Consider the following 14,652-nt stretch of genomic DNA (forward strand, 5'->3'; position numbering starts at 1 on the left):
CACAGGAGCTGCGCGACCATTTTTTTGGCAAAATAAAAAACGTAGTATTTCGGTGTGGGCACGGCGAAAAGCTACGTTAATGAAGTACAACTCGGTAGACACCAACGACCTAAGTCGATGTTAGCTACCAAACGATTTCTCAAAGGTTATCTTAACACCCAGTAAACAATCATGCAAGCTAGCCCGCTTACTTGGTCATCGTGAGCAAACTGACATCGACGGTAATTTTAGGCAATCCAGTGGCTTGCGCATGTGCCAAGCTCGCCGCCGAGGCCCCCCAATGGAGCGGCGTCATGACCATTAAATCCGCGAAATCAACCCGGCTGAGATCAAATTCATAATGAATTCGTTGTTGTTCAGCCGCTGGATAGTGTTGTTTGAATAGGTCAATGACACGATCATTATCGTAGGTATACTGCCGATCAGTGGGTTCAAACAACAGATGACGTAGTTCAATCAAGTAGTCGGAATTCGGCACCACTTTTAATAGCCGACCACCCGGTGCCAGCACCCGTTCAAATTCACGATAAGCGGATGGTGAAAAGACATCCATAATGGCCGTAAAAGCGTTCGCAGTAAACGGTAACTGAGCCAAATCAGCGACACAAAAGTACGCAGACGTTGGGAGTTGGGTGGCTAAGTTTACACCCGCCTTGCTAATATCAAAGCCAATCCCGATATCTTTAGGCTGCTGATGCAACGCCAACAAGTCCGCTAATGGCGTCCCTTCTCCACTGCCAATATCCAGAATCCGTTGTGGCTGGGCTGGTAATTGCGCATTAATGGCGTCAACGATTGGCCGAAAGAATCCGGCTTGTAAAATGCGACGCCGAGCAGCTAACATGGCTGCGTCATATTCACTTTGCACTTGATGAGTCAAAAAATACAAAGTTCCTTTTTTTGAAAAATCCAGCTGATGACCGTTGGGACAGCTGAGACTATGGCCATCAATGGCCTCATATGGTTGGTCACAAACTAAGCAACGAAATAAGCCTAAATTGGCTTGCACAAAGGCAATCCCTTGATCGATTTTCTTCACGATTTTCACACTCTCTAACTAAATTAGTTTAATCATACCATACCAATTAGCTGTCCCCAAACAGAATAGTAGCAATTACGATTTGGCTATGATATTGTAATTAGCGTTCTAAAAAACAACTAAAATCATTTAAAAAATGTTCGGCGGAAGTCACTTTAAGTTCACTTGCAAAGGAGCATTTTCAATTATGGCAAAGAAATCCAAAATCGCTAAAGAACGGCGCATTGAAGCGACCGTTGCCCGTTACGCTGCGAAGCGTGCAGAAATGAAAGCGGCTGGCGATTATGCCGGCCTCGCAACCTTACCACGGAACGCCTCACCCGTTCGGATTCACCGTCGCGACTCACTTGACGGCCGACCACATGCTTATTTACGGAAATTCGGGATGTCCCGGTTAAATTTCCGAGAATTAGCCCATCAAGGTCAGATCCCCGGTGTCCGGAAAGCTAGCTGGTAATTAGCAGAGTGTGACAAAAAGCGGGTTGCTACCGAGCATAGCCTAGGAAGCCGGATGATTGGGGCTTTCAATCGTCCGGCTTTCGTAGCTAAGCGGAGGTCGCAGCTTTTTGTCACACGTTTCAGCTATCAAAATAGTAATGAAAAGGGCTTCAGAAATTGATTACAAATTTCTGAAGCCTTTTTGCAATTTCCTAATCACACCGCAAAACACTAGTCATCCGACTGATAAAGTCCCGACTGTGCTTGATACCACGCGAACAGATGCGTGATCAAAACTTTCAAAATGGCATAACCTGGAATCCCGAAAATCACACCCATCAGGCCAAAAATTTTACCGGCCGCTAATAACACAATTAAAATCGTAACTGGATGAATTGCAAGACTACTCCCTAAGACTAGCGGCGAAATGACCCGCCCTTCAATCGTCTGCTCAATCACAAAAACGATCAGTACTTTAACTAACATCCATGGTGAAATAACCATGGCAATAACCACTGATGGTACCATTGCTAAAAATGACCCCAAATAAGGAATCAAGTTTAGAATCCCAGCAGCAATGCCTAAGGTCAGTGCAAACTTCAACCCAATGACCCAATACCCAATCGCAAACATGACCGCCACAAAGAAGGCGACTGTCAACTGACCACGAATATAGTTGCTGACCTGTGAATTGATCTCAGTTAACACTTGTAAGAAACTCGCACGGCCTTTTGTTGGAATAAACTTGGCTAAATATTTTGGTAGCTTGTGCCCATCTTTTAACAAATAGAACAAGATAAACGGCATCGTAATTAAGCCAATCACAATCGTCGTGACTGTGCTAACGACACTCGTAATCGATGAGACCGTCCCAGTGAGATATTTAGTCACCCGACCACTCAACAACTTGCTGGCATCCGTGTTCCATTGTTCTAATTGATCGCGAATCCCGGAAAGGTTCGGATCACGTAGCCATTGATTGATCTCATCACTGGCATTCTGCCAATATTTCGGCCAATCATTGATGATGGCTAAACTTTGCGTGCGAATCGTTGGAATAATTGCCACGATTCCCCAAACAATCAGGCCAAAAATAATGACGAACAGTGCCACAATGGTCAAAGTTCGATGAATATGGTACTTATTTTCCAGTAAATCCACCAGTGGGTTCATTAAGTAGTACAAGACGCCCGCCAAAATAATTGGCAAGCCGACGATGCTGAAAAGCTGGCGGACCGGCGTTAATAGCCAATCAACCTGCTTTCCTAGAAAGAAACAAGCTAAAACAAGTAAAATTATCACTAAAATCCGAATCGTCTTCGAACTAGTGAGTCCCGTGCTGACTGGTTTACTTTTCAATCAGCCGCCACCTCCTTGCTATGGTTCGTAAGTAATGACGCTCCCAACTTTAAGCGTTGGTAATGTCGTGGTCGTTAAGTAGATGCCATTGGCTAACGGCTTGGCTGGTACTGCTGTGAAATACAACGTTGCGTGACCAATCGTCGTCAAATTAGCTTCGACTAGTGGCCCAGCATAGGCGACAGTGTAGGCTTGATCATCAATTTTGATCGTACTGCCCGCAGTCAAAGGTAAACTGGTTAACTTTTCCTTAAATTGCTGAATCACGGCGATTTGTTGCAATGAGGCCGTGGCCGTTTCATCAAATAAAATCAAAATCGGTTCATCGGGGGCTAACGCTTGTGGCCCGATGGCTTTAACAGTTGCAGTCGTTGCCATAGTTTACAGAACTCCATTCTATTTTTAATAGCTCAATTGTAGCATAGGCACCGGTCGCAGTGTCAATTTGTCATCGCTTACAAGTAAACGAATTATGCTATACTGAAATTATTAACTGAGGAGGCTTTTTTTGATGCAAGAAAAAATCTTATTTGGAACTTATACGAAAAAAACAAGCCAAGGAATCTATCAAGGGACCTTGGATACGACCGCAAAAACGTTAACTAATGACGGTTTACTAGCCAAAACTAACAACCCTACTTATTTAGCCCTTTCTGCGAAAAATCGGCTTTACAGTGTCGATAAAGAAGACGACCAAGGTGGCGTGGCCGCTTGGCAACTTGACGGCAAGCATGCCAACAAGCTCAACGCTGTGATTGCTCCCGGCACCCCACCAGCATACGTGGCCGTCGACGAAGCCCGCCAGCTCGTTTACAGTGCTAACTACCATAAAGGAACGGCCAGTGTCTTAAAGATTGCGGCCAATGGCGAACTCGAACTCGTCGATCAAGTTAAACATACTGGTAACGGACCACGACCCGAACAAGATGAGTCACATATCCACTATACCGACTTGACCCCTGACAACCGCTTAGTTGCGATCGATCTAGGGAGTGATAAGGTCTACGTTTATAATGTCGCTGACAATGGCAAATTGACGGAACAATCCGTTTTGACCATGGCAGCTGGCTTTGGCCCACGGCACTTAGTCTTCACGCCCGACGGCAAACATGCCCTATTAGCCGGCGAGCTTTCAAGTAAAGTAGCGACCTTAGATTACGACCAAGCAACCGGTGCGTTCACTCAGACCGACGTAATCGCAACCATTCCTGCCGATTACACCGACCATAATGGTGCCGCAGCGATTCGTTTAAGCCACGACGGGCACTTCCTGTACGTTTCTAATCGTGGCTACAATACGTTAGCTGTATTCGCAGTTGATGCAGACGCCAAATTGACTCTGATCCAACAAATCAGCACAGAAGGCGACTTCCCACGTGACTTCGATTTAGACCCAACGGAAGCCTTCGTCGTCGTCGTTAATCAGAACACGGACAATGCCACTTTGTATGCGCGCGACCTGAAAACTGGTAAACTGAGCTTATTACAAAAAGACGTCGCCGTTCCAGAAGGCGTTTGCGTCTTATTCTCGAAATAAAGGATGACTCAGAAATGCTATTAAAAGAAGTTGCACTGGAAAATTATACTAATATCCCGGCTGCCGTGGCTGCTGGCGCTAAACGAATCGAACTAAACGATAATTTAGCCGTTGGTGGGACCACGGTCAGTCGTGGTGTCATGGCCGAAGCTGCAAAATACACGCAGGAACACGGTGTGAGTCTAGTTGCCATGATTCGCCCGCGTGGCGGTAACTTCGTTTACAACGATACCGAGCTGAAAATTATGGAAGCCGATCTGTTGCAAGCCCAAGCATTAGGCGTCGACGCCGTCACATTTGGCGCCTTAACGGCTGATGGTCAGTTGGATACCGAGGCCATGGCGTTACTAGTTGGCGCGGCTGGTGGGATGAGTGTGGTCTTCCACATGGCGTTTGACGCCCTCGCTGCTGATCAACAAGCACCGACCATCGATTGGTTAGTTGATCATCAAGTTGACCGCATTTTAACTCATGGTGGCCCGCTAACGACCCCAATTGCGGACTGTGTGCCACAATTACAAGCTACGATCAAGTTAGCAGCTGGTCGCATTCAGATTTTACCTGGCGGCGGGATTACTGCTGACAACGTCGACACAATCACGACTGCGTTAAACGTCAAACAAGCACACGGCACTAAAATTATTCGTTATTAACTAAAAAAATGCTAGTCAACTTGAAAAAGTTGGCTAGTATTTTTTTAGTGCCATTTTTAAATCGGCTCAGCCCCGATCAGCCGGACAATGTCAGCCGGTAATGGCGCAAAAGTCGTTAAATTTTGTTCAATAAATGGATCATAAAATTGGAGTTGCATACAGTGTAGTGCCTGCCGGTCAATGGCCGGATTCAATGGGCCACCATATAGCGCATCCCCAATCAACGGATGACCGGCGTGGGCGAAGTGTACTCGAATCTGATGCGTCCGCCCCGTATGCAACCGAACGCGCACGACCGTCATGCCTGGCAGTCGCTTAACCACCCAATATTCGGTCAACGACGCGCGACCATCGGGAGTTACCGTTCGTTTGATGAAGGACTCCGGTGCCCGGCCAATTGGTTGATCCAACCACCCATGATCTTCAGCTAAGACACCGCTGACTACGGCAAGATACATTTTGCGCATCGCATGTTCTTTGAGCTGATGATCAATGATCGAATGGGCAAAATGGTGTTTCGCAAATAACACGATGCCACTCGTATCACGGTCCAACCGCGTCGTAATGTGCACCACTTCGTTCGTGTAGTGCTGTGCGCGATAATACCCCTTCACGCGATTAGCTAGCGTGTTATCTGGTAACCGATGTGCAGGCACCGAAGCAACCCCGGCCGGCTTGTTGACAATCAAATAATCTCGGTCCTCATATAAAATCGTAATTGGTAAACCGGAAACGCCCAGATGGTCATTTCCAATTTCATCTGGCGTGACCATCGTCACCGTTTCACCGCCCGTTAGCACATGAATCGCTAACACTGGCAACTCGTTCACTAAAATGGCCCCGCCGTGATATTTCACTTTTTTTAATAGACTGCGCGTCACGCCATGTGCAGACAATAACGTCTTCACTTTCATGGGTGACGTCGCGGTATTGGTCCACGTAAACCTCATTCTTCGTCCAAACCGATGAAAGAAGTCCCGACCCGTTTCCAGAAACGGTTATGCCGATGTTGGGCAAAGGCGATCCGCCGATTAGCGATCGAATAGCGAATCTGCTGAATCGGCCGCGGCTGCGTATCCATCTGATCAGCCGTAAAAATAAAATGTGACTGCTGTTGCGGCTTAATCGTGATCGTTTCGTACGGTGCCACAATGACTGGCGACCCTAACGTCCGGAACACCCGGTTATTGATGGAAGCAATTTCAGCCATTTGTAAGGCGTCCAACCGCGGATGGATTACCGCGCCCCCAACAGACTTATTGTAAGCCGTTGAACCAGTCGGTGTTGATACACAGAGACCATCGCCACGGAAACGTTCAAATAATTCATCTTGAATAAAGACATCCGCAACCATGGTACTCCCTAACTTCTTCAAAGTAGATTCATTCAACGCCAGATAATGATCCGTTTCGCCGGTGTCTGCGTACGTAATTTCCACCGAAAGCAAGGGATACGTGACCGATTGGCCGTTATCGTGTAACAGGCCATCGACCAATTGATCGATCTCGTAGTCCCGCCAGTCCGTATAGAAGCCTAAATGCCCCGTATGCACCCCGACAAAGCGAACTTGGTCAACCATGTCGCTATAGTGATGAAACGCTGAGAGCAGCGTGCCATCCCCACCTACAGATAGCACCACATCAGGCTTAAAATCATCAATTTCAAAACCAGCCGCGACTAACTTCGTATGTAATTCGGCCGCGACCTTTTTCGTTTTAGGATTAGAATTTGCAAATATGGTTACTTTCATGGTTCTTGATCTTCCTTTGTCGGATTCTGAGCGTCACTCTGCGGCCCTTTACCATAGGAAAAGAGACTCTGAGCCTCTTGAATTTCTTCACGAATTTCAGACATTTCTTTATCCAAACTAAAGGCCGCTTCTGCGGCGCGCTGCAACCGTTGACTTAAATTTTCAGGAAAGTCGCCCTGATATTTATAGTTCAGTGAATGTTCGATGGTGGCCCAAAAGTTCATTGCGAGCGTCCGCACTTGGATCTCAGCCAAAATGCGCTTTTCACCGCCAACCATTTGCACTGGATATTCAATCACAATGTGATAAGAACGGTATCCCGAAGGCTTTTCATTGCTAATATAATCCCGCTCTTCCAAAATGGTCATATCGGTCCGTTTACGCAACAAATCGACCACTTGATAAATATCTTCCACAAACTGACACATGATGCGTAGCCCGGCGATGTCTTGCATATCTTGCTCTAGCCGATCTGCTTGAACCTTGCGTCGCACCATTTTTTCTTTGATGCTATCGACGGGCTTGACCCGCCCCGTCACAAACTCGATGGGTTCGTGTTGGCTCAAATCTCGAAATTGCTTACGCATGCCCCGCAATTTAACTTTCAACTCATCAACGGCCTGTTGATAAGGTAACAAAAAATGATTCCAATCTTCCATCAAGGCACCTCCGTTTCAAATCCATACCTTAAAATTTTACCATATTTTGGCAGAATAAAAAGCAATGGCTTCCCAGTTTAACAATTGACATTAGCAACCTAACAAACTCACAGTCGTGAAGCAGATTACTTTACGAAACTGGGAATTCGGTGCATGATGACAGTCGAAGGTTTAAGTCAAGTTACGACTTAGGCCGTAAAAATTATGATGATATGAAATTAAAAACTTGCAAATACCTAGGTTCATTTGGTATTCTGCACTATGACGCGAAACGAGAAAGTGGAGGAATTATGACGTGTTAGAAGTGTATTTATTTGTAAATCCATTGGCGACACAATGTGTACGCGATGAACAAAATGTGTTGCGGCTGGCCAATGATTCGGATAAGCAAATTCAATTTCAATTCGTACCCTTATTGAATATCAATGTGGTGCAAAAAGCCCTTAAAAGCCAAGGCTTCAAAGCTTCTGACTGGCAAGCCCAAAATCAACAATCGCAAACGCTCTACCGGGTCATTCTCGATTATAAAGCCGCCCTATTTCAAGGCAAGAAGCGTGGCCGCAATTTCTTAATTGCGTTGCAAGATGCCATGCTTAAAGCTGGGCAACATTATTCAGAAGATTTGGTCAAAACGGTTGCCGCGGAATGCCACATTGATTTGGATATGTTTATGGAAGATCGTGATAGCAACTTAGCAAAACAAGCCTTTCATGCCGATCAACGTTTAGCTTCAGAAATGAACATTACTGAAGCTTCATCAGCAGTCGTCTTCGATTGTGATCAATATGATTATGGCGTTTTATTAGAACATTTTAACTACACGACTTTATTTGACTTAGTTAACGGTCAGTTAGACCCATTCCATGAACTTTCCCATCGTACCAACTGCGCTACCTTAGATGGTAGTCAGCTCCACGTTTTATAATTCAGGAATTGCAATTATTCAAACGCAAAAAAGTCCCCTACCCAAAAACGGTAGCGGACTTTTTTATTGGCTAGCAAACAGGTTTTGAGTCAGCCTATTTTTTAATCAAACTTTCAAATTCAGTCAGACGTTGCTCAAAGAGTGCAAACGCATCATCCAAGTAGGCAGTCTTAGTCATATCAACCCCCGCATTGCGCATCACTTCAATTGGGAACTCCGATGACCCAGCTTGCAAATAGCCCAGATAGTCTTTGACCGCACGAGGTTGCTTCCTCGTCAGCTTGTTTGCCAAAGTTGAGGCCGCCGCGAAGCCAGTTGCGTACTGATAAACATAATAATTATAATAAAAGTGTGGAATGCGCGCCCATTCATCCGCAATCTGCGGATCACTGACCACTGCGTCGCCATAATAACGTTGGTTCAGCGCCAAATACTGCTTGGATAACCGATCAGCCGTCAACGCTTCCCCGGCGGCTGCTTGTTCGTGGACCCATTGCTCAAATTCAGCAAATTGAGTCTGACGATAAACAGTCCCTTTGAAACCATCTAAATAGTAGTTGAGGACGTAAGCCCGAATCTTCGGATCTGTTTCGGTTGCCAAAAAGTAATTTGTCAATAAATTTTCATTAGTCGTTGAAGCAATCTCAGCCACAAAGATCGAATAATCCCCGTATTGGTACGGTTGATGATGGGTCGTCAAATAAGAATGCATACTGTGGCCCATTTCGTGCACCAGTGTGTATAAATTATCAATATTATCTTGCCAGTTGAGCAAGATATAGGGCGCCGTGTCATACATCCCTGACGAATAAGCCCCGCTCTGTTTGCCTTTATTTTCAACAACATCGATCCAGCGGGACGCAAACGCCGTCTTCACGTGCTTCAAGTAGTCTGGGCCGAGCACTTTCAACGCTTTGAGTGCTGTCGCCTGAGCTTGTTCGTAAGTATAGGTCAATTCCGGTTTGCCCGTCAGTGGCGTATACAAATCATACATATGTAACTCATCAACCGCCAAGATTGACTTACGTAACGCGACATAGCGATGGAGCAAGTCTAAATGATCATCAACTGATGAGACTAATGAGTCATAGACCGATGTCGGAATCTGATTGGCAGCTAATGCGGCCGTCCGTGCATCTGGATAATGATGCACTTGTGCGTCAAAATTATGGACCTTTACTTGGCCCGCTAAAGTTGAAGCCAAAGTGCGCCGAAATTGCGTATACACGCGATAAAGTGCCGTAAAAGCGTCACGCCGAACAGCCGGGTCAACTGATTCGAGTAAGACCCCATAGACCCCCTGTGACAGCTTGACTGAATTTCCTTGTTCATCGTGGACCGTGGGAAACTCAAAGTCGGCATTGTTTAAAACGTCAAAGGTCTTCGCGGAGGACTCAAAAATATCGCTAGCCCCAGCTAAAAGTGCTTCTTCACTATCACTGAGTACATGCCCCTTTTGTAACCGTACCGTGTCCAAAAAATGGCGATAATCACGAAGCGCCACATTTTCATCCAAAAATTGATCAAGTTGAGCAGGCGTCAGTTGTAAGATTGCGGGTTCCAGCCAAGCGGTCGCTGCCGAGACTTGGGCAGTCAAGCTCCCCGCCTGGTCATCCAGAGCCTGATTAGCACTGTCACCAGTATCCTGATCATGTTTTAAACTTGCATAGACGGCGACCTTTTCCAATCGCCGATACAAGCCTAATACCCCCTGAACCCCAGCCAAGACCGTCGCTGCAGATTCGGTAAAATGCGCTTTTAATGGCGCCATTGTCGTTAGTTCCTGTTTAACTTGTGCAATATCCGCTTCGTATGCTGCGGTCGTCGCATAAATGGGAGTCAGATCCCAGGTTAATTGTGTTGGTACTGCTGCGCGTGTTGGCAGTTGTTTGGTTGCACCCATCTGAATTCCTCCAATAACCATAATATCTACTAGCGTAACACATAAATTACTAAATTTTAGCTGATAAGTTTTGTTTTAATGGGCGCGCCAGGCAAGTTGGTCTGCCTCAACTTGCCAATCCCTACCTTGCCTGCTAATTACTTTAGCCGCTCGCAACTCACTGATAGCCGCGGCCACTAACTGGGCCTGCAGGCGGTTTGGATCTAGCAAGCAAGGTTGCTGTGCGACACACGGCAGCAAGGTTTGCCAAATTAATGTTTGTAAGCGTTGCTGGCTCAAATTGGCCGGTGCGGTTCTTAAAGCCATCAACAGATAGACCATCCAGCTCAAGTAGGCTGTTTTTAAAATTGGCACCTTTGCCGTGGTCATAAACACCCAATTTGGTAACTGGGCAAGGGACCCACCATGCTGGTAACAGTACGTTTGCAAGCTAACAACGGCCGGCTGGTGCCGTAGTCGGCCAAGGACTAAGCGTTGCTGAAAGGTAACAAATTGAGTTGCAGTTTTACGGGGTGGGGAAAGTTGTGGCTTTAAATTCAAAATTGCTGAGACCGGCACCTGAGCCGCTTGCCACGCTTGCACCTGATAATTGAGTCGTTCGCCATCGACCGTCGTCAAATTAAGCAACAATTCCCCCCCATTGACTGCCGTGAGCCAATAGACTAAAAAGCAGCCCCAGGGTGCATAGTGTTGTAAAAATTTTAACGCTTTCGCATTCAAGCGTAACTGATGTTGATATGGCGATCCTAGTAACCACAAAACGCGATAACCGTGATCTCGATAGCCTTGTGTGCGCTGGCGTAACTTTTCCACTGAAATCGGTGAACATTGAAACTCTAGTGCTAGCGGCAGTTGACCGTCCTTTCGGACTAAGATGTCCGGTCGCTGATGAATTTCAGGCAGCCGCGCTTCTAACCGTACCGTATAGCCTGATGCGGCAAACCAGGCAGCTAATTGCTGCTTGCCTAATAAGTGTTCCGCCGTCTCACCCTCTGAAAAGGTCGTACAAACTTGATTGGCTTGATGGGCAAAATGTGCACACATCACCGCTCCTCGTTTTAAGCGCACTGGGCGATGACAACCCGGACACCAGTACTTGCTGCCACGTTGTGCTAACGCCGCAGTCACCAACTTTTCAGTTCCATCTTCAGCTATGAGCATTTTGGTCACCATCCTCTTTTAAGCACAGTTACGTAAAAGCAAGCTTAAATGACGAAAAAAAGAGCTGAGCAATTTTGCCCAACTCTCAACGCTAAACCTATTTAAAATAATGCCGAACAGTTTCTAAAGCGGCATTGGACATGATTTTTTCACCATGTTCCAATAATACATCAGCCGTCACCTTAGTCTGGTTCGCGTATTCTAACGCCACTGCCACGTCGTCTTTGATAACGCCCGTAGAAGATTGATCAACGAAGAAGACTAACTCCAAATAATACTTGTCACGATACTTAAACAAGTTTGAAGCTAACCCATCTGGCCGAAACATCTGGGCTAGTGCAATCACATCTTCAAAACTATCGAAAGCCAGCACAAACTCTTTCGTTGGTGTATCAGGATCCTCAATATAAGGATCCAAATCATTCGTATCTTTAGCTTGATTATGTTGTACACCCTGTGGTTGATCAGTACTATCAGTATCAGTTTGCATTAATTTGCGTTTCAAAAAGTCTGAAACATCATCTTGCATATCGTGGTCATTGGATTCATTCGGTGACTGAGTCGCCTTTGCAATCGTGTCCTGCAAGTTTTCACTATTTTTACTAATAAATAACTCTAAGCCGTTCCGATTTGGCAAAACTTGGAAAGTGACGGCATCGTTATCTTGAAATTGATGATCAACATCAACTTCTTCTAAAATACTATAAAAGAAACTTTCAATTTGCTTATGATTCCCTAGTAAATCTAATACGCGAATTCCGCGCTCATTGAGATCATCGTTGCCGATTAGAACTCGAATCGTATCATCATTGATTCGTTCCATCTCCATTACAGATCCACCCCTTTCTAAGTGTCAAGGGCCATAATCACTATCACAATTCTAACTTATTTCAGCGCTTTGTAAAGTAATCTATCTGAATTAAACCGAATTTAAAAAAATTGACTCGTTAGCTAGGCTAACAAGCCAATTCGATTTAGTTTAACTATTCGCAATCGCTTGGGCACGTTGCAATTCCAACGTCCGAATTTTTCGTGGTAAGAAGCGCCGAATTTCGTCTTCGTTATATCCAACTTGTAACCGTTTCTCGTCCAGTAAAATGGGCCGACGTAACAAGCTTGGGTCCCGACTGATCAGCTCATAAAGTTGGTTCAAGGAGAGATCATCAATATCCAACTGCATGCGTTGGAAGGCCTTGGAACGGGTCGAAATAATTTCTTCGGTGCCATCTTCGGTCATTTGTAGAATGCCTTTTATCTCTTCAATCGAGAGCGGTTCTGCAAAAAGATTCCGTTCTGTAAAATCAATTTCATGTGCTTGCAACCAAACTTTGGCTTTTCGACATGAAGTACAACTTGGTGAAGTATATAAGGTAACCATTGAGTCTCCTCCTTCTGCATCGCCAACAACAAAACTTTATTACAAATATTATTATACATGCTTTATCATTTTTTGTGAATAGTTTTTATAAAAATAATCAAATAGTTCTAGTGATTTTTATATACAGTCTCGTCTATTTCGTCCGATTACTAACGACTATCCATTTTTGTTGTTAAAAATCGTCATTAATTAATTAGCGTACAATTTAGTTTTGACTTATTAAAATAATAAATAAATTAAGCAACGAAGCGATCAAAAAAACCAAGCCAGTATCGACTTGGTCATCAAACTAACCTAATTTTAATTGTAAATATTTTTGCGCAACGGTAACCTTTACACCATCACCAGCGGCTGCTTGGGCTTCTTTTCTTAATTGCTCAAAATCAACATCCTGAGGTAGATGGGTTAATAATAACCGGTTAGCATGTGCTTCCTTAGCAATTAAGCCAGATTGTGCCGAAGTCATATGCCAGATCTTACCAGTTTTATCGGCACCAAAATTAGTATCAGTCATCAATAACTGTGAACCGGTCGCAAACTTAGCTAGCTCAGGAATAAAGGCCGTATCTGCTGAGAAAGTTAATTGTTGTCCCGTTGCGCGTTCAACAATTTTGACAGCAAAGGCTGGGACTGGATGTTTAGTCCGCAAGAACGTCACGTCAAATGGGCCAATTTGATTGACGGCATCTGGTTGATAAGCCCGTCCTTCAGTTGCACCAGCCCAAGTTAGTGCCCCAAAGTTCAAGGGGTCTTCTGTATGGCCATAGATGGGCAGAATTGGTGTTTTACGGTCGCCTTGACGTAATTGCCAATAATACTGTAAAACGCCGACATCAGCTGTATGGTCGTGATGATAATGCGTTAATAAAACAGCATCTAACTGCAACGGATCCAAAATTTCCTCCAAAGCATTCAACGCCCCTGAACCACAATCCAATAATAACTGATAGTTTCCAGCAGTGACTAGGTATGAGCTTGTGCCCACCCCATCATATGGATAACTACCATAATAACCTAACACGGTCAATTTCATCGTTATCATTCCCTTCTAGGTCTATTTTAACGTAGGATCAAGAAAAATTGAAACCGTTAACCTAACTTGTTTTCAATTATTTTCGAAAACACGTATAATAATAAGTGTAATAATTAAGGAGTGATTTTTGATGAGTGAAAAGATTTCGGCAACATTTGGCACCCGCAAAATTTTGACCATGCTTCAGCAACAACACGCTGATCGTGATTTATTATTGATGCAAGCCAATGCAACTGAAGACCGATACATGTTACTCGACCTATCTGGTGAAAAATCAGTTTTCTCAAGTCCAGTTTCATATGACGTCTTATTAGCTAAAGGCAACGAAGACTGGCATGGGATGACTAGTTTCATTTTCATGGATTTACCGATTGAGGAACAAAAAGTCTTCAATTCTAAATTTACTGCCTTTCGAACAGAATTTGAAAAACCAAACGGTCTGAAACATTTTTGGATTTTAAGAGAAGCCAAAAATGACGCTGCCTTTGTGATTGTCACTAACTGGCACAGTGACTCAGAATATGCTGTTTGGTTACGGAGTGAGTCCTTCAAGCCATTTGCCAAGTACTTAACCCCTGACTATGATTACCATGAAAGTCGTTATGCTTTCGTTCGTTCGCTCAAATCTTAATTGTAACTCACACCTAGGTCACCTTTGGCTTAGGTGTTTTTTTATCGGCGCTGGGCCACTAATCATTGTTAGGTAGCAGCGACCGGACATCAGTTGAAAAACGTGATTCGTAAGCAGTAAATAAGATGACGTATTGAAACGCCCCCTCTGGTCACGTATTCTGTGACTAAAGGGGGCGTCAATTTA

At 44.8% G+C, this 14,652-nt stretch carries 16 protein-coding genes; 5 read left to right on the forward strand and 11 right to left on the reverse strand.

The features are described from left to right. Positions 1-187: 187 nt before the first annotated feature. Positions 188-1,039 carry a methyltransferase domain-containing protein gene (locus FFM70_RS08340; RefSeq protein ID WP_137616389.1) on the reverse strand — a complete coding sequence of 284 codons (852 nt, stop codon included), beginning with the start codon at positions 1,037-1,039 and terminating at the stop codon, positions 188-190. A 187-nt stretch (positions 1,040-1,226) separates the two neighbouring features. Here FFM70_RS08340 and rpsN point away from each other — a divergent pair, with 187 nt between their 5' ends. Further along, complete coding sequence (rpsN, locus tag FFM70_RS08345; RefSeq protein WP_137616390.1) at positions 1,227-1,496, forward strand: 30S ribosomal protein S14; 270 nt, start codon at positions 1,227-1,229, stop codon at positions 1,494-1,496. 212 nt (positions 1,497-1,708) lie between these two features. On the opposite strand, the gene FFM70_RS08350 is transcribed toward rpsN, so the two are convergent. Together FFM70_RS08350 and FFM70_RS08355 are read right to left on the reverse strand one after the other, a co-directional pair. Next, positions 1,709-2,836, reverse strand: a complete 1,128-nt coding sequence (locus FFM70_RS08350) for an AI-2E family transporter (protein ID WP_137616391.1) — start codon at positions 2,834-2,836, stop codon at positions 1,709-1,711. Between the two features lie 18 nt (positions 2,837-2,854). Continuing rightward, the gene (locus tag FFM70_RS08355; RefSeq protein WP_137616392.1) at positions 2,855-3,214 is read right to left on the reverse strand and encodes a PTS glucitol/sorbitol transporter subunit IIA; all 360 of its coding nucleotides are present in this window, start codon (positions 3,212-3,214) and stop codon (positions 2,855-2,857) included. Between the two features lie 133 nt (positions 3,215-3,347). On the opposite strand from FFM70_RS08355, the gene FFM70_RS08360 reads away from it, so the two are divergent. Both FFM70_RS08360 and FFM70_RS08365 read left to right on the forward strand, forming a co-directional pair. After that, a complete protein-coding gene (locus tag FFM70_RS08360; RefSeq protein WP_137616393.1) occupies positions 3,348-4,373 on the forward strand; it encodes a lactonase family protein in 1,026 nt (341 codons plus the stop codon). Positions 4,374-4,387: 14 nt separating this feature from the next. Further along, on the forward strand, positions 4,388-5,026 hold the full coding sequence (locus FFM70_RS08365; RefSeq protein WP_137616394.1) for a copper homeostasis protein CutC: 639 nt from the start codon (positions 4,388-4,390) through the stop codon (positions 5,024-5,026). A gap of 56 nt (positions 5,027-5,082) precedes the next feature. On the opposite strand, the gene FFM70_RS08370 is transcribed toward FFM70_RS08365, so the two are convergent. The 3 genes from FFM70_RS08370 to yjbM are packed head-to-tail and all read right to left on the reverse strand — an operon-like array spanning position 5,083 to position 7,438. Further along, complete coding sequence (locus tag FFM70_RS08370; protein ID WP_137616395.1) at positions 5,083-5,976, reverse strand: RluA family pseudouridine synthase; 894 nt, start codon at positions 5,974-5,976, stop codon at positions 5,083-5,085. Continuing rightward, positions 5,973-6,776 (reverse strand): NAD kinase, encoded by an 804-nt coding sequence (locus FFM70_RS08375; RefSeq protein WP_137616396.1) that lies wholly within the window; start codon positions 6,774-6,776, stop codon positions 5,973-5,975. Before FFM70_RS08375 ends, FFM70_RS08370 begins: the two co-directional genes overlap by 4 nt. Next, complete coding sequence (gene yjbM, locus FFM70_RS08380; protein WP_307722488.1) at positions 6,773-7,438, reverse strand: GTP diphosphokinase; 666 nt, start codon at positions 7,436-7,438, stop codon at positions 6,773-6,775. The genes FFM70_RS08375 and yjbM overlap by 4 nt, the downstream gene beginning before the upstream one ends. 292 nt (positions 7,439-7,730) lie before the next feature. On the opposite strand from yjbM, the gene FFM70_RS08385 reads away from it, so the two are divergent. Continuing rightward, complete coding sequence (locus tag FFM70_RS08385; RefSeq protein WP_137616398.1) at positions 7,731-8,360, forward strand: DsbA family protein; 630 nt, start codon at positions 7,731-7,733, stop codon at positions 8,358-8,360. A 94-nt stretch (positions 8,361-8,454) separates the two neighbouring features. On the opposite strand, the gene pepF is transcribed toward FFM70_RS08385, so the two are convergent. From pepF to FFM70_RS08410, 5 genes are all read right to left on the reverse strand, one after another. Beyond that, complete coding sequence (pepF, locus tag FFM70_RS08390; RefSeq protein ID WP_137616399.1) at positions 8,455-10,263, reverse strand: oligoendopeptidase F; 1,809 nt, start codon at positions 10,261-10,263, stop codon at positions 8,455-8,457. Between the two features lie 75 nt (positions 10,264-10,338). Continuing rightward, entirely contained in the window at positions 10,339-11,424 is a 1,086-nt protein-coding gene (locus FFM70_RS08395; RefSeq protein ID WP_137616400.1) for a competence protein CoiA, read from the reverse strand. Between the two features lie 97 nt (positions 11,425-11,521). After that, a complete protein-coding gene (locus FFM70_RS08400; RefSeq protein ID WP_137616401.1) occupies positions 11,522-12,253 on the reverse strand; it encodes an adaptor protein MecA in 732 nt (243 codons plus the stop codon). Between the two features lie 150 nt (positions 12,254-12,403). Then, entirely contained in the window at positions 12,404-12,802 is a 399-nt protein-coding gene (gene spxA, locus FFM70_RS08405) for a transcriptional regulator SpxA (RefSeq protein WP_137616402.1), read from the reverse strand. 289 nt (positions 12,803-13,091) lie between these two features. Continuing rightward, the gene (locus FFM70_RS08410) at positions 13,092-13,835 is read right to left on the reverse strand and encodes an MBL fold metallo-hydrolase (protein WP_137616403.1); all 744 of its coding nucleotides are present in this window, start codon (positions 13,833-13,835) and stop codon (positions 13,092-13,094) included. A 130-nt stretch (positions 13,836-13,965) separates the two neighbouring features. On the opposite strand from FFM70_RS08410, the gene FFM70_RS08415 reads away from it, so the two are divergent. Then, positions 13,966-14,466, forward strand: coding sequence for an antibiotic biosynthesis monooxygenase (locus FFM70_RS08415; RefSeq protein ID WP_137616404.1), 501 nt, complete (start codon positions 13,966-13,968; stop codon positions 14,464-14,466). Positions 14,467-14,652 lie beyond the last annotated feature (186 nt).

The organism is Lactiplantibacillus nangangensis (assembly GCF_005405065.1).
In the GTDB taxonomy this organism is placed as follows: Bacteria; Bacillota; Bacilli; order Lactobacillales; family Lactobacillaceae; genus Lactiplantibacillus; species Lactiplantibacillus nangangensis.

Bases quoted from the DNA above. Each gene is read 5' to 3' on its own strand.
- FFM70_RS08415 (WP_137616404.1), top strand. From the start codon at position 13,966: ATGAGTGAAAAGATTTCGGCAACATTTGGCACCCGCAAAATTTTGACC.
- FFM70_RS08355 (WP_137616392.1), bottom strand. From the start codon at position 3,214: ATGGCAACGACTGCAACTGTTAAAGCCATCGGGCCACAAGCGTTAGCC.
- spxA (WP_137616402.1), bottom strand. From the start codon at position 12,802: ATGGTTACCTTATATACTTCACCAAGTTGTACTTCATGTCGAAAAGCC.
- FFM70_RS08400 (WP_137616401.1), bottom strand. From the start codon at position 12,253: ATGGAGATGGAACGAATCAATGATGATACGATTCGAGTTCTAATCGGC.
- FFM70_RS08365 (WP_137616394.1), top strand. From the start codon at position 4,388: ATGCTATTAAAAGAAGTTGCACTGGAAAATTATACTAATATCCCGGCT.
- pepF (WP_137616399.1), bottom strand. From the start codon at position 10,263: ATGGGTGCAACCAAACAACTGCCAACACGCGCAGCAGTACCAACACAA.
- rpsN (WP_137616390.1), top strand. From the start codon at position 1,227: ATGGCAAAGAAATCCAAAATCGCTAAAGAACGGCGCATTGAAGCGACC.
- FFM70_RS08410 (WP_137616403.1), bottom strand. From the start codon at position 13,835: ATGAAATTGACCGTGTTAGGTTATTATGGTAGTTATCCATATGATGGG.
- FFM70_RS08370 (WP_137616395.1), bottom strand. From the start codon at position 5,976: ATGAGGTTTACGTGGACCAATACCGCGACGTCACCCATGAAAGTGAAG.
- FFM70_RS08360 (WP_137616393.1), top strand. From the start codon at position 3,348: ATGCAAGAAAAAATCTTATTTGGAACTTATACGAAAAAAACAAGCCAA.
- FFM70_RS08395 (WP_137616400.1), bottom strand. From the start codon at position 11,424: ATGCTCATAGCTGAAGATGGAACTGAAAAGTTGGTGACTGCGGCGTTA.
- FFM70_RS08375 (WP_137616396.1), bottom strand. From the start codon at position 6,776: ATGAAAGTAACCATATTTGCAAATTCTAATCCTAAAACGAAAAAGGTC.